The organism is Pseudomonas sp. NPDC090233, from assembly GCF_044772285.1.
GTDB lineage: Bacteria > Pseudomonadota > Gammaproteobacteria > Pseudomonadales > Pseudomonadaceae > Aquipseudomonas.
On the sequence record NZ_JBIVYQ010000003.1, the window covers coordinates 619,263 to 640,784 of the forward strand.

The following is a 21,522-nucleotide window of genomic DNA, read 5'->3' on the forward strand; positions in this document are numbered from 1 at the left end:
CCATACAAACAGCTTTGCAAGAGGCTCACCACAAACGAAAAAGCCCCGTCGCATGACGGGGCTTCTGGAGCGACGTCGCGATTAAGCGGCGACGATGCTCACGTAACGGCGGTTGAACTCGCCTTTCTTCTCGAACTTGATCACGCCTTCGATCTTGGCGAACAGGGTGTGATCCTTGCCCATGCCAACGCCGTAGCCGGCGTGGAACTGGGTGCCGCGCTGACGGACGATGATGTTGCCGGCCTTGACGACCTGGCTGCCATACATCTTCACGCCAAGGCGTTTCGATTCTGAGTCGCGACCGTTACGGGTACTACCACCAGCCTTCTTGTGAGCCATGGTTCAATTCTCCAAATAAATTCAGGGGATCTAGGGGATTAAGCCTGGATGCCGGTGATTTTGATCTCGGTGAACCACTGGCGGTGGCCCATACGCTTCATGTGGTGCTTACGGCGACGGAACTTGATGATGCGTACTTTGTCGTGACGGCCTTGCGAAACGACTTCGGCAACAACTTTAGCACCAGCGACGACTGGAGCGCCGATGGTGACTTCTTCACCGTTGGCAACCAGCAGAACGCGATCGAAGGTCACGGATTCGCCAGTGGCGATTTCCAGTTTTTCGATCTTGAGGAATTCACCTTCAGCGACTTTGTACTGCTTGCCGCCGGTAACGATTACTGCGTAAGACATGGGTATTTCTCCGATAATCCTGCTCACCCAGCGCTTTATATATTGAGTATTGGCTGGCATGGCTGCATGGGGCTGGAACGGCCCGGTGCAATTGCGTAAGGCAGGTGCTGCCCAGGAAGTTAGGGTGCGCGATTGTACGCAACACGGGATTCGCTTGCAAGTACCGCCCCCGCCGCCTGGGCACCGCGCCTTGACACCACGGGACCCGCGACCTAGCATGCCGCGCAACCTCACTGGAGCAGCCGATGCAACCCCAAACCTTCTACCGCGCGGTAGCTGACGATTTCAGCGCCGTCGACGAGATCATCAAGAAGCAGCTGACCTCGCGCGTGCCGCTGGTATCGAAGATCGGCGACTATATCACGTCCGCCGGCGGCAAGCGCCTGCGCCCCCTGCTGGTACTGCTGTGCGGCAAGGCCCTGGGCCGCGAAGGCGACGACCTGCGCCTGCTGGCTGCGACCATCGAATTCCTGCACACCGCCACCTTGCTGCACGACGACGTGGTCGACATGTCCGGCATGCGCCGTGGCCGCTCCACCGCCAACGCCCTGTGGGGCAACGCGCCGAGCGTGCTGGTGGGCGACTTCCTCTATTCGCGCTCGTTCGAAATGATGGTCGAGCTGGGCTCGATGCCGGTCATGCAGATCCTCTCCAAGGCCACCCGGGTGATCGCCGAAGGCGAAGTGCTGCAGCTGTCGCGCGTGCGCGATGCCAGCACCACCGAAGAGGTGTACATGGAGGTCATTCGCGGCAAGACCGCGATGCTGTTCGAGGCCTCGACCCACAGCGCCGCCGCGCTGGCCGAAGCCAGCGACGAACAGCGCGAGGCCCTGCGCACCTTCGGTGACCACCTGGGCGTGGCCTTCCAGCTGGTCGACGACCTGCTCGACTACAAGGGCGATTCCGAGACCCTGGGCAAGAACGTCGGCGACGACCTGGCCGAAGGCAAGCCGACCCTGCCGCTGATCTACACCATGCGCGAAGGCACGCCTGAGCAGGCGGCACTGGTGCGTCAGGCGATCCAGAAGGGTGGCCTGGAAGATCTGGAGCAGATCCGCGTGGCGGTCGAGGCTTCGGGTGCCCTGGATTACACGGCGCAGATGGCTCGCGATTATGTGGCCAAGGCCATTGCCTGCCTGGAAGTGTTGCCGGCCAGTGAATACCGGGATGCGCTGGTTGAGTTGAGTGAGTTTGCGGTAGCGCGTACGCACTGATAGACCGAGTCGTCTTTTTCGCGGGGCAAGCCCGCTCCCACAGGCAATGTGGGAGCGGGCTTGTCGGGACGCCGAACCGCCCGCGAAGCATTTGGAGGCACAAACACTTCTCCGACAAAACCTTATACAATATGGGCCTTTAACCGTCCGTCTGTTTAAGGAACCGAAGTGAGCACTCTGCCAGCCTGCCCCAAATGCAACTCCGAATACACCTATGAGGATGGCACTCAACTGATCTGCCCCGAATGCGCCCACGAGTGGTCGGCCAACGGCGAAGCCGATGCCGGCGGCGATGAGGTGGTGAAGAAGGATTCGGTCGGTAACGTCCTGCAGGACGGCTACACCGTCACCGTGATCAAGGACCTCAAGGTCAAAGGTTCCTCCCTGGTGGTCAAGGTCGGCACCAAGGTCAAGAACATCCGCCTGTGCGACGGCGACCACGACATTGACTGCAAGATCGACGGCATCGGCGCGATGAAGCTGAAGTCGGAGTTCGTGCGTAAGGTCTGATTACAAAATCCGCCAATTGGCACTTGCTATTCTGATAATAAGAATTATTCTCATTGGAACCGCTATCCAAGGAGAATAGCCATGACTTATCTGATCGACGCCTGGCTGGACCGCCCCCACCCCTATCTGCGCATCCTTCATCGGGAAACCGGTGAAGTGTGCGCGGTGCTCGAAGAAGAAGCACTCGACGAACTGCGCGACCAGGGAGACCTGGACCTGCATGGGCTGAATTCGAGCGAGCCGATCGTGCTCAAGGAGTTGGTGCGCAATCTGTTTCTGTTCTGCTATGCACGGGCGTTGCGCCCTGGGGGAACAGACTGGAATTGAGGCCGGCAGCGCCGGCCTCAACGGCATTACAGAACGTCGAGCAGCTCGACGTCGAACACCAGGGTGCTGTGCGGCGGGATGCTGCCGACGCCTTGCGCGCCGTAGGCCAGCTCGCTCGGCACGTACAGGCGCCATTTGCTGCCAGCGTTCATCAGCTGCAGGGCTTCGGTCCAGCCAGCGATCACGCCGCCAACCGGGAATTCAGCTGGCTGACCACGATCGTAGGAGCTATCGAATACAGTGCCGTCGATCAAGGTGCCGTGGTAGTGCGTGCGCACGTTGCTTTCGCGGGTTGGCTTGGCGCCTTCACCGGCAGTCAGTACTTCGAACTGCAGGCCCGATGCCAGGGTGGTGATGCCTTCGCGCTTGGCGTTCTCGACCAGGAATTCCTTGCCAGCGGCAGCGGCGGCTTCGGCCTTGGCGGCAGCTTCGGCTTGCATCACTTCACGGATGACCTTGAAGCTGGCGGACAGGTCGGCTTCGCTGACGCGGCTGTCGGCGCCGTTGAAGGCGTCGACCAGGCCAGCCAGGATGGCGTCCAGGCTAACACCCGGTGGCGGGTTGTCGCGCAGCTGGCCGCCCAGCTGACGGCCGATGCCGTAGCTGACGCGAGTTTCGTCGGTGGACAGGTTGAGTTCGGACATGGTTGTGCTCCACTGCAGGGCGCAGTGCAGCCGCGCCCTTGATGAAAAGGGCGAGCAGCCTAGCACACTGGGAAGCTGCGAGCAGCTACCAGGCCGAACGCTGGGAAATCGGCACCTTCAGGTCTTCTTCCGGGTGCGAACCCATGCCGCACATCTCGTCTTGAACAGACCAATGCACCAGGTTCATCGAGACCATCGGGATGGTTTGCAGCAACTTGCGCGCATCTTCCACCGAGTGCACACGAAGCCGTTCACCACGGGTATCGGAAAGGGGGTGGGCACGGCCTCTGAGCCGGGCTTCAAGCAGATAATCGCCGCCTTCGATGGCGATCAGGTTCACTTCGTCCACGTGGCCGGCCCTGGCCTCAAGGTTGAGCTGATGCAGGTTCATGAGAGCACCTCGCTGCTGGAACCACGCATGAGTGCTCATTTTTTGTACAGGAAAGTGGATTAAACAAGGCATTACTGATGCCGCTCGTCAGTTGGCCTGGGTTGCCAGCTTCGCGGCTAAAGCCGCTCCCACAGGTATAGTCCCTGTGGGAGCGGCTTTAGCCGCGAAAGGGTCCTGCCAGCACTCAGTGCTTGGTCAGCTTGTCCAGATAACCCATGCAGAACGCCGAAACCACGAAGGTCATGTGAATGATCACGTACCACATCAGGTAATCGGTGGAGATGTTCTGCGCATCCATGAACACCCGCAGCAGGTGGATGGAGGAAATCGCCACGATCGAGGCAGCGACCTTCATCTTCAGCGACGAGGAGTCCATCTTGCCGAGCCAGTTGAGCTTCTCTTTGCTGTCATCGATGTCCAACTGCGAGACGAAGTTTTCGTAGCCGGAGATCATCACCATGACCAGCAGGCCGCCGACCAGCGACATGTCGATCAGCGACAGGATGACCAGGATCAGGTCGGCCTCGCTCAGGGCAAAAACGTTGGGCAGGACGTGGACAACTTCCTGGAAGAACTTCAGCGCCAGGGCCAGCAGGCCCAGGGACAAGCCGAAGTAGATGGGGGCGAGCAGCCAGCGCGAGGCATACATCGCGTTTTCGAGAATACGTTCCATGGAGGGTTTTGAACTCGTCAGGTGACTGAAAAAGCGAGCGCGAGTATAGCCAGCCACCTGTGACAGCAAAAGCCTGCGGTCCATTGCCGCAGCCACCCTGCATGAAATCGGGATAACTCATTCAGGTTTCCGGATGGAACTGATAGTCCCCTAGATTGCGACAGCGCTCACCGTTGATCCGGCGCAATTGCGCCTGCAGATGCAGGCACCAGATCTGCGGGTCCTCGGCCACCTGGTACCCATGCAGGGTCAGGCTGTCGACGATGGCATTGAGCACCGACTCTGCCACCAGCGGGCCATGGAACGGCCCCTGGGCCTTGATGGCAGAGGGTTGTTCACCGGCCATGCCGGCGGCGAACAGCAGGGTCCACATGCCATTGTCGCCGGCCAGCGGACGAATGCTGCATTCGATACGGGTCACCAGGCCCAGGCACTGGCGAGTAAGGCTGAGGTTGCGCATGGCCGCGTCCCCCTCTGAAAAGCCCTGTTCAACCCGAAACGTTCGGGCTGTCTCCATCCTGAACCCTGCTGCCGTCCTTAAGTTCCAGCATAGAATAACGCTTTAAAAAGATGGAAAACCGGCGCTGAACGGTAGCACATGGCCGCCAGCGCCGATTTATTGACTCAGGCCGGCTTGGCCTGGGCAATCACCTCTTCCAGGCGTTCCTTTTCCGCCTTCTCGATGTCTTCCTCGCTGATCATCTCGGCGATCTCACGCAGGCGCTCGACCACACGGGCATTCACGCTGCCTTCGGTGAACAGGCCCTCGTCGTTCAGCACGCCGGCCTCCTCGCCCACCAGCAGGCTCAACGCCTCGTCGGCCTGGCTCACCGCATACACGTGGAACACGCCGTTCTCCACCGCCTGCAGCACGCGCTCGTCGAGCATCAGCGTGGCGACGTTGGCGCGCGGGATGATCACGCCTTGCTCACCGGTCAGGCCACGGGCCTCGCACAGGCGGAAGAAGCCTTCGATCTTCTCGTTGACACCTCCCACCGCCTGCACTTCGCCGAACTGGTTGATCGAGCCGGTGATGGCGAAGCACTGCTTGAGCGGCGTGCGCGACAGCGCCGAGATCAGCGTGCAGGCTTCGCCCAGCGATGCACTGTCACCGTCCACGTAGCCGTAGGACTGCTCCAGCGCGATGCTCGCCGAAATCGCCAGGGGGAATTCCTGGGCGTAGCGGCTGCCCAGGTAACCGGTGAGGATCATCACCCCTTTGGAGTGGATCGGCTGGCCCAGGTTGACCTCGCGCTCGATGTCGACGATGCCGCTGCCGCCCGGGTACACCGTGGCGGAAATACGCGCCGGCATGCCGAACGCCGAATCACCGACTTCCAGCACGGTCAGGCCGTTGCACTTGCCGATGGCCGCGCCCTCGGTGTCGATCAGGATGATCCCGGCGAGCATGTCGTCCAGCACCCGTTGCGACACGCGCCCGGTACGGGTGGCCTTGGCCTTGAGCGCGCGCTCGATGTGCCCGGCATCGGTCTTTTCGTCACTGGCCAGCTGACGGATGAAATCGGCCTCGCTGACCAGCTGGAACAGGTCGCCGATACGCGCCGACAGGCGCGACTGGTTTTCCGCCAGGCGCGCACTGTAGGTGGCCAGGCGTGCCACCGCATCGCTGGTCAGCGGCGCCATGCCTTCTTCGTTGGTGCGAGTGCGCAGCAGCTGGGCGAACTGTTCAAGGTTCTCGTCGACCATCGGCATGTCTTCGTCGAAGTCGACCAGCACCCGGAACATCTCCTGGAAGTCCGAATCGTGGTCCTGCAGCGCGTAGTACAGCTGACGCGAGCCGATGATCACCAGCTTGACGTTGAGCGGGATCATCTGCGGCTGCAGGCTGACGCTGGCGACGCGGCCCAGCTCACCGATCGGCGACTCCATCTTCAGCTTGCGCGACTGCAGGGCGCGCTTGAGCGCGTCCCAGACGAACGGCTCGCCGAGCATCTTCTCCGCTTCGAGAATCAGGAAGCCGCCATTGGCGCGGTGCAGCGCGCCTGGGCGCAGCTGGCGATAGGAGGTGTACAGCGCGCCCTGGTCGGTGCTGTATTCGATGCGGCCGAACAGGTTGTCGTACGTCGGGTGCGGCTCGAACACCACCGGCGCGCCACCGGCGGCGTGGTGGCCGACCACCAGGCTCGGTGCGTACTGCTCTTCGAGCAGCTTGCGCGCCACGGCGTCGGTCTTGCTGTCGTCGACCAGTTGCTCGACCACGGTGCGCAGCAGGTTCAGCTGCACCGATTGCAGGTAGGCGCAGACTGCCGCGTTCTCGGCGTACTTTTCCGACAGCGGCGCCAGCAACGGCTGCAGGGCCAGGGTGATGGTTTCTTCGTTGAGCTGGCGCAGCTGGTTGTTCGACTCGCGCTTCCACTGCGGCAGGCTGGCCAGCTCTTCGTTCAGACGTTCTTCGAGGAAGGCGATGTCTTCATGAAACTGCTCGCGAACCTCGTCCGGTAGCTGGGCGAACTCGGCCTCATCCAGCGCCTTGCCGTCAGCCATCGGGGTGAAGGCGACGTTGCTGGCGTCGCGGTACAGGGCCACGTCCTTCTCCAGCGAGGCGCGCTCGATCACATCCAGGGCGCGGTCGTAGCGCTGATTAAAGGCGCGGTCGATGGCGCCCTTCTTCTGCTGGTAGGACGGGTGCTCGAACACCGCCGGAAAGGTCGCCAGCAGGTTGTCGATCAGGCCGCCCATGTCGCTGATGAAGGCTGCGGCGCTGCCCGATGGCAGCTCCAGCGCACGCGGCTCACGGGTGTCATCGAAGTGGTTGACGTAGACCCAGTCGGCCGGGGTCTGCTGACGCTTGCCCTCGGCCTTGAGGTAGCGCTTGACGAACGAGAAGCGCCCGGTGCCGGGCTCGCCCATCACATACACGTTGTAACCCGGGCGTGGCATGGCCACGCCGAACTGCAGGGCCTCGACAGCACGTTCCTGGCCCAGGACTCCGCGAAACGGCTCCAGATCGTCGGTGGTGGCAAAAGCAAACTGCTCGGGGGAGAAACGCCTGGTCAAAGCTTCAGGCGCGAGACGCAGGCGCGTAGCGACAGGATCGGGCATTGGGTGTCCTTACTTCGGCGGGGCAGATACGCAGCATTCTGGCGCTGCCCGCGCGCGCCTTGCAAGGCTCGGCGGGACTTTATGTCGCAGCCGGTGCGGCATGATGCACAAGCAATTTTTTCGCAATCAACAACGCAACCTTTAGATCGTGCCTAAACTCCAAGCTGCGCGGGTGGGTGAAACGCTTTCCCGACCTGGCAACCGAGTTGCCAGAAACCCTGACCCTTGGTTAAGACAAATAGAGAAAAAGCTATGAAACGGATTCTTCTGGGTACTCTGTTCACCGTGGTCTCCCTCAATGCCATGGCCGAAGCGCCAGGTGGCCCGAACTGCGGCTGGGGCAACATGCTGTTCGAAGGCCAGCGCGGCACCCCGGCCCACTTCCTGGCCTCCACCACCAACGGCACTTCCGGCAACGCCACCTTCGGCATGACCTCCGGCACCAACGGCTGCTCCACCAAGGCTTCGCTCACCTACGGCGGCAAGTCCTGGTTCGCCATGAATGGCATGATGAACGAGCTGTCCGAGGACATGGCCATGGGTCAGGGCGAAGCCCTCACCACCTACGCCGTGGTCCTGGGCGTGGCACCGGAAGACCGTGGCTACTTCAACTCGGTCGCTCACCAGCACTTCAACCAGATCTTCAGCAGCGCCGACGTGACTGCCGAAACCGTGCACAGCAACACCCTGGCCGTGCTGAAAAACGACCCACGCTTGGCCAAGTACGCAACTGAAGCCTAAGCGCAGGTCTACCCGCCTCACCTCTGGGGCGGGTTTTCACCTTTCTATCGGCATCGTTAAGAAGTAGTTGCCCGACATGCTCAAACGCCTCGCTTACCTGGCGCTGTGTGCCTGCGCCCCTGTTCATGCCGCGCCCGCGCTGGATGAAGGCCGTCTCCAGCAACTGGCCAACACCCCCTACTGGATCGCCCTGGGCCATTACGAAACCGCCAAGCTCGGCGGCTGGCGCAGCTATGTCGACGACCGCAAATTCTTCCTCGCCGAGGACGGCGCGCACCACCCGGATCAGGAATTACGGGCTACGGTACAAGCGCTGTACGCCCCGGCCAGCCTGGGCGACAAGCATGTCCAGTGCGTATTCCCCGCGCGCACCCGCTGGCTGCGCGAGCAACTCGACCTGCAGAACCTGCCGCAGCCGGACTGCCAGGAATTCAAGACCTGGTACCAGTCGATCGACCCGCACAGCGCGGCGCTGATCTTCCCGGCCGCCTACCTGAACAGCCCATCGTCGATGTTCGGCCATACCCTGCTGCGCATCGACCAGTCCAACACCCGCAGCGACGACACCACGCTGCTGAGCTACGCGATCAACTTCGGCGCCTATATCGAAGGCAGCGACAACAGCATCCTGTATGCCTGGAAGGGCCTGATGGGCGGTTATCCCGGCCTGTTCGCGCTGATGCCCTACCAGGAAAAACTGTCCGAATACCGCAGCCTGGAGAACCGCGACCTGTGGGAGTACCAGCTGGACCTGACCCCCGAGGAAACCGGGCGCATGGTCGAGCATGTGTGGGAGCTCAAGCAGGTCCAATTCGATTACTTCTTCTTCGACGAAAACTGCTCCTACCGCTTGCTGGAGCTGCTGAAAGTGGCCCGGCCAAGCCTGGACCTGACCTCGCAGTTCCCGCTGACCGCGATCCCCACCGACACGGTCAAGGCCGTCAAGCAGTCAGGCATGGTCGCCAGCGAGACCTACCGCCCTTCGCGCGAACGGGAACTGCTGGCCCGCGCCGAACCGCTGGACGTTGAGGAAAAACGCCAGGTGCTGGCCGTAAGTGCCGACACCGCGCAACTGCAAAGCCCCGAATTCAAAGCCCTGCCCCGCGACCGCCAGGCGCTGGTGCAGGACGCCGCCTACCGCCTGGAGCGCTACCGCGCCAACGGCCAGGAACGCGACCCCGGCCAGGCCAAGCGCAGCTTCGAACTGCTGCGGGCGATCAACCGCAACCCGCCACCGCCCCTGCAAATCGAACGCCCTGGCCTGCCCGAAGACGGCCATGATTCGCGCACCTGGCAGCTCGGCGTCGGCACCCGCGAAGACCGCGCCTATGCCGAGTACGCCCTGCGCATGGCCTATCACGACCTTAACGACAACGCCTACGGCTTCCCCCTTGGCGCGCAGATCGAGATCCTGCAGCTCAAGGTGCGCCAGTACGAAGGCAACGATTGGCAGGTGCAACGCCTGGACCTGGCCACCATTCGCTCGCTGACACCGCGCAACGACCTGCTCAAGCCGTGGTCGTGGCAAGTTGCCGGTGGCCTGGAGCGGGTGCCGGGCAGGCATGACGACGAAGTGCTGGTCAGCCACGTCAACGGCGGCGCCGGTGGCACCTGGCAACTGGCTGAAGGGCTGTTGGGCTTTGCCCTCGGCACGGTGCGGGTCGAGCACCACAACGACTTCGCCCAGTTCATCGCCCCGGCGGCGGGGTTCAACAGCGGGCTGCTGTGGCGCAATGGGCTGGGGAATATGACGCTGGAGGCTAAGGGTGACTACTTCACCAATGGCGAGGTGCGGCGCAGCGTGAGCTTGAATCAGCAGTGGGAGATCAGCCAGAACCTGGGGTTGAGGTTGAGTGCTTCGCGGGAGTTCAGCCACTTGGCCACGGCGCAGAATGAGGTGATGCTGGAGCTGAAGTGGTATCACTATTGATCGCCTTGGGATTTGTTGCGCCTATCAGATCGAGCGCCGCCCGCGCGGCGCTGGATCTCACAGGCGCAACAAATCCCCCGCCAACCGTCGCAATCGAACATCCATTGAAACCCGCGACCTGCCACCATGGTCTCCAGCACAAGGAGGCCCCAGCATGAGCCGAGCATTCGTCAACGAGGACCAAGCCGCCGCCCAGGCCGACCAGCCGGTGGAGCGGCGCGTCAGCGACCAGCCCAACTACGTCACCGTCAGTGGCATGCGCCAGCTGCAGCAGCGTGTGGCTGAACTCAATGCCTTGCGTGCCGAGCTGCAGGCCCAAGGCGACCGGGCTGACAAGCAGCGCCTGGCCGACGCCGAACGTGATTTACGCTATTTCAGCGCCAGGGTGCAGAGCGCACAGGTGGTACCCGCCGCGACCTCGAACAGCAAAGTGCAGATTGGCAGCCGGGTGACATTTGCCGATGAACAAGGGCAGGAGCACAACGTACAACTGGTTGGCGAGGATGAAGCCGATGCCAGCCGTGGGCTGATCAATTGGGGCTCACCACTGGGGCGGGCGCTGTTGGGCGCCAGCCCCGGCGACGAGGTGTTGTGGCGACGACCTGCTGGGGATCAGTCGATCGAAGTCGTCGCCATCGCGGGTGATGCCTAGACCACGCCCTGGGCCAGCATGGCGTCGGCGACTTTGACGAAGCCGGCGATGTTGGCGCCCTTCACGTAGTTGATCTTGCCATCGGCCTCTTCACCGTAGTGCACGCAAGCATGGTGAATCGACTGCATGATGTGGTGCAGCTTGCTGTCCACTTCACCGGCGGTCCACAGCAGGCGCATGGCGTTCTGCGACATTTCCAGGCCCGATACGGCGACGCCGCCGGCATTGGAGGCTTTGCCCGGCGCGTAGAGAATGCCGGCTTCCAGGAAGATATCCACAGCCTCCAGGGTGGTCGGCATGTTGGCACCTTCGGCCACGCAGATACAGCCGTTGCGCAGCAGGGTGCGGGCGTCTTCAGTGTCCAGCTCGTTCTGCGTAGCGCACGGCAGGGCGATGTCGCACGGCAGGGTCCATGGGGTCTGGCCCTTGCGGAATTCCAGGCCAAATTGCGCGGCCAGTTCGCTGATGCGGCCACGCTTGACGTTCTTCAGCTCCATGACCGCATCCCACTGGGCGTCGGTGAGGCCGGCTTCGGCGTATAGGGTGCCTTCGGAATCGGACAGCGAGATGACCTTGCCACCCAGGTCCATGACCTTGCGCGCAGCATACTGGGCGACGTTGCCGGAACCGGAGATGGCCACGCGGCGGCCGTCGATGCGCAGGTCCTGGCGCTTGAGCATTTCTTCAGCGAAGTACACGCAGCCGTAGCCGGTGGCTTCGGGGCGAATCAAGCTGCCGCCGTAGGTCATGCCCTTGCCGGTCAGCACCGAGGTGAACTGGTTGGCCAGGCGCTTGTACTGGCCGAACATGAAGCCGATCTCGCGGGCACCGACGCCGATGTCACCGGCAGGCACGTCGCAGTCGGCGCCGATGTGGCGGTACAGCTCGCTCATGAACGCCTGGCAGAAGCGCATGACTTCGGCATCGCTCTTGCCCTTCGGATCGAAGTCCGAACCGCCTTTGCCGCCGCCCATGGGCAGCGAGGTCAGGGAGTTTTTGAAGGTCTGCTCGAAAGCCAGGAACTTGAGCACGCTCAGGGTCACCGACGGGTGGAAACGCAAACCGCCCTTGTACGGGCCGATGGCGCTGTTCATCTGGATGCGGTAGCCGCGGTTGACCTGGACCTTGCCTTGGTCATCAACCCACGACACGCGGAACAGCACCGCGCGCTCAGGCTCGACCATACGTTCGAGGATGCCGGATTGCAGGTAGTGAGGGTTGGCTTCGAGGAACGGCCAGAGCGTGCGCAACACCTCTTCCACTGCCTGGTGGAATTCGGGCTGGCCCGGGTCGCGTTGCTTCATGCGCGCGAGGAAATTGTCGACGGATTCGATCATGGTAGACGTCTCACCAAGAGGGATTGGACTTATTGGTTTTTTTGATTTCGCTGGAATGTACCAAGAAGCAATCGCACTGGAATAGGGCAAAATGTCGTTTTTATGAAATTATTTGGTGCGTTTTATATAAATGTATACAAAAAACCAAGCGCATTAGTGTTTTACAGGCACAAAAATGGGGCCGCTAAGGGCCCCATTCTTGTGCAGCGGAAACCGGCTTACTGAGCCAGCTTCTTGTGCCGTACACGGTGCGGCTGGGCAGCAGCATCGCCCAGGCGCTTCTTGCGGTCGGCTTCGTACTCGGTGTAGTTACCCTCGAAGAACATCACGTTCGAGTCGTCTTCGTACGCCAGGATGTGGGTGGCCACACGGTCCAGGAACCAACGGTCGTGGGAAATCACGATCGCGGCGCCGGGGAAGTCCAGCAGGGCTTCTTCCAGCGAACGCAGGGTTTCGACGTCGAGGTCGTTGGACGGTTCGTCGAGCAGCAGGACGTTGCCGCCCTCCTTCAGGGTCAGGGCCAGGTGCAGGCGGCCACGCTCACCACCGGACAGGTCCTTGACGAACTTCTGCTGGTCGCCGCCCTTGAAGTTGAAACGGCCAACGTAGGTGCGCGACGGGATTTCATAGTTGCCGATCTTGATCATGTCGGAACCGTCGGAAACCTGCTGGAACACGGTCTTGCCGCCGTCCAGGTCTTCGCGGCTCTGGTCGACGCAGGCCAGTTGCACGGTTTCACCGATCTCGATGCTGCCCGAATCCGGTTGCTCCTTGCCCATCAGCATGCGGAACAGGGTCGACTTACCGGCACCGTTACCGCCGATTACGCCGACGATGGCGCCTTTAGGCATGGCGAACGACAGGTTGTCGATCAGCACGCGGTCGCCATAGCCTTTGGAGACGTTCTTGAACTCGATGACCTTGTCGCCCAGGCGCGGGCCGGCCGGGATGTAGATCTCGTTGGTCTCGCTGCGCTTCTGGAATTCCTGCGACTGCATTTCTTCGAAACGCTGCAGACGAGCCTTGGATTTGGACTGGCGGGCCTTGGCGCCTTTGCGCACCCACTCCAGTTCCTCTTTCATGGCCTTCTCGTGGGCGCTCTGCTGCTTGGATTCCTGCGCCAGACGGTCCGACTTGGCTTCCAGCCAGCCCGAGTAGTTGCCTTCGTACGGGATGCCGGCGCCGCGGTCCAGTTCGAGGATCCAGCCGGCGACGTTGTCGAGGAAGTAACGGTCGTGGGTGATCGCAACCACGGTGCCCGGGAAGTCGTGCAGGAAGCGCTCCAGCCAGGCCACCGAGTCGGCGTCCAGGTGGTTGGTCGGTTCGTCCAGCAGCAGCATGTCGGGGGCCGACAGCAGCAGGCGGCACAGAGCCACACGGCGCTTCTCACCACCGGACAGGTGCTCGATTTTGGCATCCCAGGCCGGCAGGCGCAGGGCGTCGGCGGCGACGTCCAGCTGACGCTCCAGGTTATGGCCATCGGCGGCCTGCAGGATCGATTCGAGCTTGGCCTGTTCGGCGGCCAGCTTGTCGAAGTCGGCGTCTGGTTCGGCGTAGGCGGCGTAGACCTCGTCCAGGCGGGCCTGGGCGTCTTTGATCACGCTGACCGCTTCCTCGACCACTTCACGCACGGTCTTGGTCGGGTCCAGTTGCGGTTCCTGCGGCAGGTAACCGACGTTGATGTCGGGCATCGGACGGGCTTCGCCGTCGAATTCCTTGTCGACGCCCGCCATGATCCGCAGCAGGGTCGATTTACCCGCGCCGTTCAGGCCGAGTACGCCGATCTTGGCGCCTGGGAAGAACGACAGGGAAATGTTCTTGAGAATTTCCCGCTTCGGCGGCACGACCTTGCTCAGCCGATGCATGGTGTAGACGTATTGAGCCAAAACCAAGCCCTCTAGATAGGTAAAGACATCGACGTACGCCCCGGCCGGGTGGCCAGGCGGATGTGTTTACGGGGTGTTGAACAAAGTCGACCATTCTACGCCAACGCGCGGCGTTGCACAGGGTGGTCGGATGGTGGGGAGAATGCTGTTGCCTGTGCCGGCCTCTTCGCGGCTGAAGCCGCTCCCACATGAGGGCGATGATATCCCTGTGGGAGCGGCTTCAGCCGCGAAGAGGCCAGCACAGCAGCCGAAGATGGCTCAGACGTGACGCTGTTTCGCAGCCTTACCCCGCGGCAACCGGCAACGGTCACCCTGCTCGGCCAGGCGCGCGGCCCAGGCGGATTTCACGCTGAAGCCACCGCTGCGGGCAGGCTGCTCGGCAACCTTGGCCGGCTTGCTCACGGCCTTGCTGGCCGGTTTCACCGCAGCAACAACCTCAGCCGGTGCAACCGCCGCCTTGGCGACTTTGCGCAATTCAGCCAGCGACGGCGTCTTGTTTTTCGAGGCAGCGGCCTCGGGTTTGACCAGCGAACGCTGGCACGACTTGCAAGATACGTCCTCGGTCACGGCAGTGCTGACAAGGGTCTGACTGCTGCGCCCACAGGCGGAATCGAGGCCATTGGAGGAAAAGTGAGTAACCAAAACCGAACATCTCCGATGCGTTGTCATTGAAGCGGCCGGCATTCTCGCACAGCCAGCAGGGTCTTGCCGAACGCCCCGCTTGCACCACGACCGTCGGCATCGCTCCGCGAGGCTGGCACTTTGCCATAATCACAGGCATGCTAGCCCGTTTCGGGTATCCGGCCTTATAGTGCGCCACCACGGTCCGGTTCCCCGCGACACCGGCATACACCGTGCATGATCAATCCCTGCCATCGCCAGCCCCTTAGCAGGATCAACGCTTGACCAATCTCAATCATCCGTCTGCGCTGCGCCCCGCCACCCCGGCCCCTGCTGCTTCGTTGCGCGGCTCGGTCAAAGGTGCGCTGGCCCTGCTGGCCCTGGTACTGCTGGGGCTGCTGCTCTGGCAACTGTTCGCGCAGTTTCGCCACACCCAGGCCGACCAGCGCCAGCTGAACCTGGATGCGAGCGCCGAGCTGGCCGACCACCTGAGCCTGAACATGGCGCTCAAGGCCCAGCAGGCACTGAATGTGGTGCAGCCCTACGTCAAAGCGCCGACGCCCGCCGCCCTGCCGACCCTACTTGGCACCTTGCGCGAGCGCCTGCCCACGTTGCGCGACCTGGCCTGGCTGGACCACAGCGGGCAACTGCTGAGCGACAGCCTGGTCGGCAGCCCCGACCGTCAGCAGATTGACGAACTGTTTCAGCTGAACCAGGGGCGCAGCTACTTCTTCGCTAATTCAGCGGACAACCGCACCGTCTACCTGCTGCTGCGCCAAACCGCCGAGCAGGACCGAGGCTATTGGCTGCTGCGCCTGTCCAGCGACTACTACCGCACGCTCACCGCGCATCTGGACGGCCCAGCGCATCCGCTGTGGCTACTGGAAAACAGCCGAAGCGGCGAGGTGCTGGAGCGCCACGCGCCCGCGCAAACCAGCGACGAGCCACTGCAAAGCGTGATGCTGGCATTCATCGACAACAGCGCCTGGCAACTGCGCGGCCTGTTCGATGCAGGCCTGGCCCAGCAAAAGTTGCTGCCGGCTCTGCTCGGCAAAGTCCTGCTGGCGCTGTTCTGCGCCCTCTTGCCGGTGCTGGCGCTGATCAACATGCGCCGTCGCCAGCGCGCCCTGCAGGAAGACCGCCGGCGTTACCAGGAAATCTTCGAAGGCACTGGCGTGGCCCTGTGCGTGCTCGACCTCTCCAGCCTGCCCGGCCAACTGGATCGCTACCACCTGCGCAACCTCGCCGCACTCAAGCAGAGCCTGTCGCTCGACCCCAACCTGCGCCGCTCGTTGCTGCTGGAGCTGAAGATCACCGAGATCAACCAGGTGGCGCGCCAATTGCTCAACGTCGACTGCCACGAAGGCGCCTGGCAGCGGTTGATCGACGGCAGCGGCGATGGCCGCGACAGCGTCGGCATGCAACTGATCGATGCGCTGATCGAACAGCGCCCGCTGCTCGAACTCGAAGTACGCCTGCCCGCGCCACTGGGTGGCGAGCTGCACCTGTGGCTGATGGCGCGCCTGCCCGAGCAACGCCGCGACTACCAGGCGGTGATCCTCAGCATCAGCGACATCACCAGCCGCAAGCAGGTTGAGCTGTCATTGCTGGAGCGCGAGAGCTTCTGGTCGGACGTGGTGCGCACCGTCCCGGACCAGCTCTACGTGCAGGATGTGCTCAGCCAGCGGATGATCTTCAGCAACCGCCACCTCGGCCAAACCCTCGGTTACGACCGCAGCGAGCTTGCGCAGATGGGCGACCGCTTCTGGGAGCTGCTGTTGCACCCCGAAGACGCCGCGCACTACCAGGCCCTGCGCCAGCAGCAACGCGGCAACGGCCACGACCAGCCACTGCATTGCCAACTGCGTTTCCGCCACCGTGACGGCGGCTGGCGCTGCTACGACATCCGCGAACAAGTGCTGACCCGCGACGGCGAAGGGCTGGTCACGCGCATCATCGGCGTGGGCAAGGACGTCACCGTGCAGATCGAGGCCAGTCAATCGCTGCGCGACAGCGAGCAGCGCTACCGCATGCTCGCCGAAAGCATCAGCGACGTGATCTTCTCCACCGACAGCCGCCTGCAGCTCAATTACGTCAGCCCCTCGGTACAGGCGGTGCTGGGCTACCAGGCCGACTGGATCTTCAGCAACGGCTGGCAGTCGATCATCGCCAACCCGTCGCAGCTCACCGGCATCTATAGCCTGATGGAGCGGGTCAGCAAGGCCATGGGCGATCGCGAGCAACTGGCGCAACTGCGCAGCCAGCTGCCTACCCAGCTGTTCCTGTTCGACTGCCTGCGCGCCGATGGCCGCAAAATCCCCATCGAGCTGCGCCTGGTGCTGGTATGGGACGAACACGAGCGCTTCGAAGGCGTGCTCGGCGTGGGCCGCGACATCAGCCAGCAGCGCCGTGCGGAAAAAGACCTGCGCATGGCCGCCACGGTGTTCGAGCATTCCACCTCGGCCATCCTCATCACCGACCCGGCCGGCTATATCGTGCAGGCCAACGAAGCGTTCAGCCGGGTCAGCGGCTATGCAGTCAGCGACGTGCTCGACCAGTTGCCGAGCATGCTCACCGTCGACGATCAGCAGGAGGGCCACCTGCGCTACGTGCTCAAACAATTGCACCAGCGCGGCACCTGGGAAGGCGAAGTGTGGCTCAAGCGCCGCGACGGCGAACGCTACCCGGCCTGGGTCGGCATCACGGCGGTGCTCGACGACGAGGGCGACCTGGCCAGCTACGTGTGTTTCTTCACCGACATCAGCGAGCGCAAGGCCAGCGAACAGCGCATCCACCGCCTGGCCTACTACGACGCCCTGACCCACCTGCCCAACCGCACGCTGTTCCAGGACCGCCTGCACACCGCGCTGCAACAGGCCGAACGGCAGAAGTCGTGGGTGGTGCTGATGTTCCTCGACCTCGACCGCTTCAAGCCGATCAACGACTCCCTCGGCCACGCCGCGGGCGACCGCATGCTCAAGGACATGGCCCTGCGCCTGCTGGCCTGCGTCGACGACGACGACACCGTGGCACGCATGGGCGGCGACGAATTCACCCTGCTGCTGCAATCGCGTGCCACCCGCGAAATGGCCCTCAACCGCGCCATCCACGTGGCCGAGAACATCCTCGGCAGCCTGGTGCGGCCATTCGTGCTGGAGGGCCGCGAGTTCTTCGTCACCGCCAGTATCGGCATCGCCCTCAGCCCGCAGGACGGCAGCGAGCTGAGCCAGCTGATGAAGAACGCCGACACCGCCATGTACCACGCCAAGGAGCGCGGCAAGAACAATTTCCAGTTCTACCAGGCGGAGATGAACGCCAGCGCCCTGGAGCGTCTGGAGCTGGAAAGCGACCTGCGCCACGCGCTTGAGCAGAACGAATTCATCCTCTATTACCAACCGCAGTTCAGCGGCGACGGCAAGCGCCTGACCGGCGCCGAGGCGCTGCTGCGCTGGCGCCACCCGACCCGGGGCCTGGTGCCGCCGGGCGACTTTATCCCGGTGATCGAAGAGCTGGGCCTGGTGGTGGATGTTGGCGACTGGGTGCTACGCGAAGCCAGCCGCCAGCTCAAGGCCTGGCACAAGGCCAAGGTGCGAGTGCCGAAGGTCTCGGTGAACATCTCGGCGCGGCAGTTCTCCGACGGCCAGCTGGGCAACCGCATCGCCAGCATCCTCGAAGAAAGCGGCCTGCCGCCGGCCTGCCTGGAGCTGGAGCTGACCGAAAGTATCCTGATGCGCGATGTGAACGAAGCGATGCAGATACTCGACGGCCTGAAGGTGCTGGGCCTGAGCATTGCAGTCGACGACTTTGGCACCGGCTATTCGTCGCTCAACTACCTCAAGCAGTTCCCCATCGACGTGCTGAAGATCGACCGCACCTTCGTCGACGGCCTGCCCGAAGGCGAGCAGGACGCGCAGATCGCCCGCGCGATCATCGCCATGGCCCACAGCCTGAACCTGGCGGTGATCGCCGAAGGCGTCGAGACCCACGAGCAGCTGGAGTTCTTGCGCGAGCACGGTTGCGACGAGGTGCAGGGCTACCTGTTCGGGCGGCCAATGCCGGCCAACCAGTTCGAGGCGCAGTTCGCCAACGAGACGTTGTTCATGTTCCAGGAACCCTGAAAAAGCGGACCTTGAAGTCAACTCCCGCTCCCAGCCAGCCCAGGCGGGGCGCGGGATGCAACATGAAGCCCATTGGTCCGCGACTTGATGCCACTTCATATGCCAGGCGCGAATCAATCGGTTAGAATGCACCCCCAATTCAGCCCGATCCTTGAGGACCGTTATGTTCAGCCGTGATTTGACCATTGCCAAGTACGACGCCGAGCTCTTCGAAGCCATGCAGCAAGAAGCTCTGCGCCAGGAAGAGCATATCGAGCTGATCGCTTCGGAAAACTACACCAGCCCAGCGGTCATGGAAGCTCAGGGTTCGGTCCTGACCAACAAGTACGCCGAAGGCTACCCAGGCAAGCGCTACTACGGTGGTTGCGAGTACGTCGACGTGGTCGAGCAACTGGCCATCGACCGCGCCAAGGAACTGTTCGGCGCCGACTACGCCAACGTCCAGCCGCACGCCGGTTCCCAGGCCAACGCTGCCGTTTACCTGGCACTGCTGTCGGCCGGCGACACCATCCTGGGCATGAGCCTGGCCCACGGCGGCCACCTGACCCACGGTGCTTCGGTCAGCTCCTCGGGCAAGCTGTACAACGCCATCCAGTACGGCATCGACGCCAACGGCCTGATCGACTACGACGAAGTCGAGCGCCTGGCTGTTGAACACAAGCCGAAGATGATCGTTGCCGGCTTCTCGGCCTACTCGCAAGTGCTGGACTTCCCGCGCTTCCGCGCCATCGCCGACAAGGTCGGTGCCTACCTGTTCGTCGACATGGCCCACGTCGCCGGCCTGGTTGCCGCTGGCGTGTACCCGAACCCGGTGCCGTTCGCCGACGTGGTCACCACCACCACCCATAAGACCCTGCGCGGCCCGCGTGGCGGCCTGATCCTGGCCCGTGCCAACGCCGACATCGAGAAGAAGCTGAACTCGGCCGTGTTCCCAGGCGCCCAAGGCGGCCCGCTGGAGCACGTCATCGCCGCCAAGGCCATCTGCTTCAAAGAAGCCCTGCAGCCTGAGTTCAAGGCTTACCAGCAGCAAGTGGTGAAGAACGCCCAGGCCATGGCCAGCGTGTTCATCGAGCGTGGTTTCGACGTCGTTTCCGGCGGCACCCAGAACCACCTGTTCCTGCTGTCGCTGATCAAGCAGGAAATCTCCGGTAAAGATGCTGACGCTGCCCTGGGCAAAGCCTTCATCACCGTCAACAAGAACTCGGTGCCGAACGACCCACGCTCCCCGTTCGTAACCTCCGGCCTGCGTTTCGGCACCCCAGCCGTCACCACCCGTGGCTTCAAAGAGGCCGAGTGCAAAGAGCTGGCTGGCTGGATCTGCGACATCCTCGCCGACCTGAACAACGACGCCGTCATCGACGCCGTGCGTGAAAAGGTCAAGGCCATCTGCAAGAAGCTGCCGGTTTACGGCAACTGATTGGCGATTGCCTGATGTGAAAAAGCCCGGCCTTTGTGCCGGGCTTTTTCGTTTATGGCAGAAGGCAACGCAGTGAATGGCACCGGCTGGCACAATGAGATCCCTGGGGGAGCAACTGTCTTCCACAAAACTTAAAAAGCTGCGCGATCCCTGTGGGAGCGGGCTTGTCCCGCGAACACGGGCGAAGCCCGTGCCATCCAGCGCTAGCCCTGCCCCCACCCAAACCAATCTACCAGCACAGGCCCCACCTTGACCCGAGAACAACTCGAAACCCAGCAAATCCCGATCTACTTCGCCGCCGTACTCGCAGCAGTGGTCTTCGGCCTGCTGGCCACCGACACCGCGCGCTTGCTGGAAGCCCTGATTACCCCCGCCATCGCCGTGCTGATGTACGCGATGTTCCTGCAGATCCCCTTCCTCGACCTGCGCCAGGGCCTGGGCAACCGCCGCTTCATGGCCGCGCTGCTGCTGGCCAATTTCGTGCTCGTGCCGCTGCTGGTGTGGGCCGCCACTCGCGGCCTGGTCGAACACCCGGCCATCCTCATCGGCGCCCTGCTGGTGCTGCTGACCCCGTGTATCGACTACGTGGTGGTGTTCACTCACATCGGCAAAGGCGACTCACGCCTGACCCTCGCAGCCACGCCCGTCCTGCTGCTGGTGCAGTTGCTGCTGTTGCCGGTGTATCTGATGTTGATGCTTGGCGATGGCAATGCGGTGGCGATCGACATCACCCCCTTCGTCGAAGCCTTCGTGCTGCTGATCGTGCTGCCGATGGTCCTCGCCGTGCTCACCTCGGCCGGCGCGCGGCGTTCAAGGGTGATATCGAACTGGAACGACGCCTGGGCGTGGATGCCAGTGCCGACGATGGCACTTGTGTTGGTGGCAGTGATCGGTTCGCAGATTGCCGTGGTGCTGCGCGATTTCGAGCGCTTGCTGCCGGTGATCCCGGTGTACCTCGGCTTCATGCTGCTGGCACCGGTGCTTGGGTTTGTTTCGGCGCGGTTGTTCCATTTGCCGGGGGCTGAGGCTCGCTCGGTGACCTTCAGCGCTGCGACACGCAATTCGTTGGTGGTGTTGCCGCTGGCGCTGGCGTTGCCGGAAGACCTGCGTGGGCTGGCGGCGGCGGCGGTGATAACCCAGACGCTTGTGGAGTTGGTGTTTGAGTTGGTTTATGTGCGTGTGGTGCCGGCGCTGGTCAAAAAATGATGCAGTCGGTGTAGAAGCCACCGCGAAGGGGCTGCAGAGCAGCCCCAAAATCTCACAGATAACACCCACGCATTCCCGCCGCCCTCTACCTCCGCTCGAC

At 62.8% G+C, this 21,522-nt stretch carries 19 protein-coding genes; 9 read left to right on the top strand and 10 right to left on the bottom strand.

Annotated features, from left to right (window positions below):
- Positions 1–81: 81 nt before the first annotated feature.
- Positions 82–339 (bottom strand): 50S ribosomal protein L27, encoded by a 258-nt coding sequence (gene rpmA / locus ACIQUF_RS10950; RefSeq protein WP_008092023.1) that lies wholly within the window; start codon positions 337–339, stop codon positions 82–84.
- Between the two features lie 38 nt (positions 340–377).
- Positions 378–692 (bottom strand): 50S ribosomal protein L21, encoded by a 315-nt coding sequence (gene rplU / locus ACIQUF_RS10955; protein WP_008092021.1) that lies wholly within the window; start codon positions 690–692, stop codon positions 378–380.
- Positions 693–937: 245 nt separating this feature from the next.
- Between rplU and ACIQUF_RS10960 the strand changes: the two genes are divergently transcribed.
- From ACIQUF_RS10960 to ACIQUF_RS10970, 3 genes are all read left to right on the top strand, one after another.
- Positions 938–1,906 (top strand): polyprenyl synthetase family protein, encoded by a 969-nt coding sequence (locus ACIQUF_RS10960; RefSeq protein ID WP_400797911.1) that lies wholly within the window; start codon positions 938–940, stop codon positions 1,904–1,906.
- A 168-nt stretch (positions 1,907–2,074) separates the two neighbouring features.
- Positions 2,075–2,416 (top strand): zinc ribbon domain-containing protein YjdM, encoded by a 342-nt coding sequence (locus ACIQUF_RS10965; RefSeq protein ID WP_403131300.1) that lies wholly within the window; start codon positions 2,075–2,077, stop codon positions 2,414–2,416.
- Positions 2,417–2,497: 81 nt separating this feature from the next.
- Positions 2,498–2,743 carry a hypothetical protein gene (locus tag ACIQUF_RS10970; RefSeq protein WP_400797917.1) on the top strand — a complete coding sequence of 82 codons (246 nt, stop codon included), beginning with the start codon at positions 2,498–2,500 and terminating at the stop codon, positions 2,741–2,743.
- 26 nt (positions 2,744–2,769) lie between these two features.
- Here ACIQUF_RS10970 and ACIQUF_RS10975 read toward each other — a convergent pair whose 3' ends face one another.
- From ACIQUF_RS10975 to ACIQUF_RS10995, 5 genes are all read right to left on the bottom strand, one after another.
- On the bottom strand, positions 2,770–3,387 hold the full coding sequence (locus ACIQUF_RS10975) for an FKBP-type peptidyl-prolyl cis-trans isomerase (RefSeq protein ID WP_400797920.1): 618 nt from the start codon (positions 3,385–3,387) through the stop codon (positions 2,770–2,772).
- An 85-nt stretch (positions 3,388–3,472) separates the two neighbouring features.
- Positions 3,473–3,778 (bottom strand): DUF6482 family protein, encoded by a 306-nt coding sequence (locus tag ACIQUF_RS10980; protein WP_403131302.1) that lies wholly within the window; start codon positions 3,776–3,778, stop codon positions 3,473–3,475.
- Positions 3,779–3,962: 184 nt separating this feature from the next.
- Positions 3,963–4,451: a TIGR00645 family protein gene (locus ACIQUF_RS10985; protein WP_016501546.1), complete on the bottom strand. Its 489-nt coding sequence runs from the start codon at positions 4,449–4,451 to the stop codon at positions 3,963–3,965.
- Positions 4,452–4,572: 121 nt separating this feature from the next.
- The gene (locus ACIQUF_RS10990; RefSeq protein WP_003247487.1) at positions 4,573–4,911 is read right to left on the bottom strand and encodes a hypothetical protein; all 339 of its coding nucleotides are present in this window, start codon (positions 4,909–4,911) and stop codon (positions 4,573–4,575) included.
- A gap of 164 nt (positions 4,912–5,075) precedes the next feature.
- Positions 5,076–7,514 (bottom strand): Lon protease family protein, encoded by a 2,439-nt coding sequence (locus ACIQUF_RS10995; RefSeq protein ID WP_400797924.1) that lies wholly within the window; start codon positions 7,512–7,514, stop codon positions 5,076–5,078.
- A 252-nt stretch (positions 7,515–7,766) separates the two neighbouring features.
- Here ACIQUF_RS10995 and ACIQUF_RS11000 point away from each other — a divergent pair, with 252 nt between their 5' ends.
- From ACIQUF_RS11000 to ACIQUF_RS11010, 3 genes are all read left to right on the top strand, one after another.
- Positions 7,767–8,255 (top strand): DUF3015 domain-containing protein, encoded by a 489-nt coding sequence (locus tag ACIQUF_RS11000; RefSeq protein ID WP_400797926.1) that lies wholly within the window; start codon positions 7,767–7,769, stop codon positions 8,253–8,255.
- Between the two features lie 76 nt (positions 8,256–8,331).
- A complete protein-coding gene (locus ACIQUF_RS11005) occupies positions 8,332–10,185 on the top strand; it encodes a DUF4105 domain-containing protein (RefSeq protein ID WP_403131303.1) in 1,854 nt (617 codons plus the stop codon).
- A gap of 154 nt (positions 10,186–10,339) precedes the next feature.
- A complete protein-coding gene (locus tag ACIQUF_RS11010) occupies positions 10,340–10,837 on the top strand; it encodes a GreA/GreB family elongation factor (protein ID WP_403131305.1) in 498 nt (165 codons plus the stop codon).
- Here the strand turns inward: ACIQUF_RS11010 and gdhA are convergent.
- From gdhA to ACIQUF_RS11025, 3 genes are all read right to left on the bottom strand, one after another.
- The gene (gene gdhA, locus ACIQUF_RS11015; protein WP_403131306.1) at positions 10,834–12,174 is read right to left on the bottom strand and encodes an NADP-specific glutamate dehydrogenase; all 1,341 of its coding nucleotides are present in this window, start codon (positions 12,172–12,174) and stop codon (positions 10,834–10,836) included. The genes ACIQUF_RS11010 and gdhA overlap by 4 nt on opposite strands.
- 218 nt (positions 12,175–12,392) lie before the next feature.
- Positions 12,393–14,060: an energy-dependent translational throttle protein EttA gene (ettA, locus tag ACIQUF_RS11020; protein WP_346614845.1), complete on the bottom strand. Its 1,668-nt coding sequence runs from the start codon at positions 14,058–14,060 to the stop codon at positions 12,393–12,395.
- Between the two features lie 258 nt (positions 14,061–14,318).
- A complete protein-coding gene (locus tag ACIQUF_RS11025) occupies positions 14,319–14,702 on the bottom strand; it encodes a hypothetical protein (protein WP_403131307.1) in 384 nt (127 codons plus the stop codon).
- Positions 14,703–14,962: 260 nt separating this feature from the next.
- Between ACIQUF_RS11025 and ACIQUF_RS11030 the strand changes: the two genes are divergently transcribed.
- The 3 genes from ACIQUF_RS11030 to ACIQUF_RS11040 all read left to right on the top strand — a co-directional run bounded on the left by ACIQUF_RS11030 (position 14,963) and on the right by ACIQUF_RS11040 (position 21,422).
- A complete protein-coding gene (locus ACIQUF_RS11030) occupies positions 14,963–18,799 on the top strand; it encodes an EAL domain-containing protein (protein WP_403131308.1) in 3,837 nt (1,278 codons plus the stop codon).
- Positions 18,800–18,962: 163 nt separating this feature from the next.
- Positions 18,963–20,216 (top strand): serine hydroxymethyltransferase, encoded by a 1,254-nt coding sequence (glyA, locus tag ACIQUF_RS11035; RefSeq protein ID WP_012316314.1) that lies wholly within the window; start codon positions 18,963–18,965, stop codon positions 20,214–20,216.
- A 249-nt stretch (positions 20,217–20,465) separates the two neighbouring features.
- Complete coding sequence (locus ACIQUF_RS11040; protein ID WP_403131310.1) at positions 20,466–21,422, top strand: arsenic resistance protein; 957 nt, start codon at positions 20,466–20,468, stop codon at positions 21,420–21,422.
- Positions 21,423–21,522 lie beyond the last annotated feature (100 nt).

Bases quoted from the DNA above. Each gene is read 5' to 3' on its own strand.
- rplU (WP_008092021.1), bottom strand. From the start codon at position 692: ATGTCTTACGCAGTAATCGTTACCGGCGGCAAGCAGTACAAAGTCGCT.
- gdhA (WP_403131306.1), bottom strand. From the start codon at position 12,174: ATGATCGAATCCGTCGACAATTTCCTCGCGCGCATGAAGCAACGCGAC.
- ACIQUF_RS10990 (WP_003247487.1), bottom strand. From the start codon at position 4,911: ATGCGCAACCTCAGCCTTACTCGCCAGTGCCTGGGCCTGGTGACCCGT.
- ACIQUF_RS10985 (WP_016501546.1), bottom strand. From the start codon at position 4,451: ATGGAACGTATTCTCGAAAACGCGATGTATGCCTCGCGCTGGCTGCTC.
- rpmA (WP_008092023.1), bottom strand. From the start codon at position 339: ATGGCTCACAAGAAGGCTGGTGGTAGTACCCGTAACGGTCGCGACTCA.
- ACIQUF_RS10975 (WP_400797920.1), bottom strand. From the start codon at position 3,387: ATGTCCGAACTCAACCTGTCCACCGACGAAACTCGCGTCAGCTACGGC.
- ACIQUF_RS11010 (WP_403131305.1), top strand. From the start codon at position 10,340: ATGAGCCGAGCATTCGTCAACGAGGACCAAGCCGCCGCCCAGGCCGAC.
- ACIQUF_RS11000 (WP_400797926.1), top strand. From the start codon at position 7,767: ATGAAACGGATTCTTCTGGGTACTCTGTTCACCGTGGTCTCCCTCAAT.
- ACIQUF_RS10980 (WP_403131302.1), bottom strand. From the start codon at position 3,778: ATGAACCTGCATCAGCTCAACCTTGAGGCCAGGGCCGGCCACGTGGAC.
- ACIQUF_RS10960 (WP_400797911.1), top strand. From the start codon at position 938: ATGCAACCCCAAACCTTCTACCGCGCGGTAGCTGACGATTTCAGCGCC.
- ACIQUF_RS10995 (WP_400797924.1), bottom strand. From the start codon at position 7,514: ATGCCCGATCCTGTCGCTACGCGCCTGCGTCTCGCGCCTGAAGCTTTG.
- ACIQUF_RS10970 (WP_400797917.1), top strand. From the start codon at position 2,498: ATGACTTATCTGATCGACGCCTGGCTGGACCGCCCCCACCCCTATCTG.
- glyA (WP_012316314.1), top strand. From the start codon at position 18,963: ATGTTCAGCCGTGATTTGACCATTGCCAAGTACGACGCCGAGCTCTTC.
- ACIQUF_RS11005 (WP_403131303.1), top strand. From the start codon at position 8,332: ATGCTCAAACGCCTCGCTTACCTGGCGCTGTGTGCCTGCGCCCCTGTT.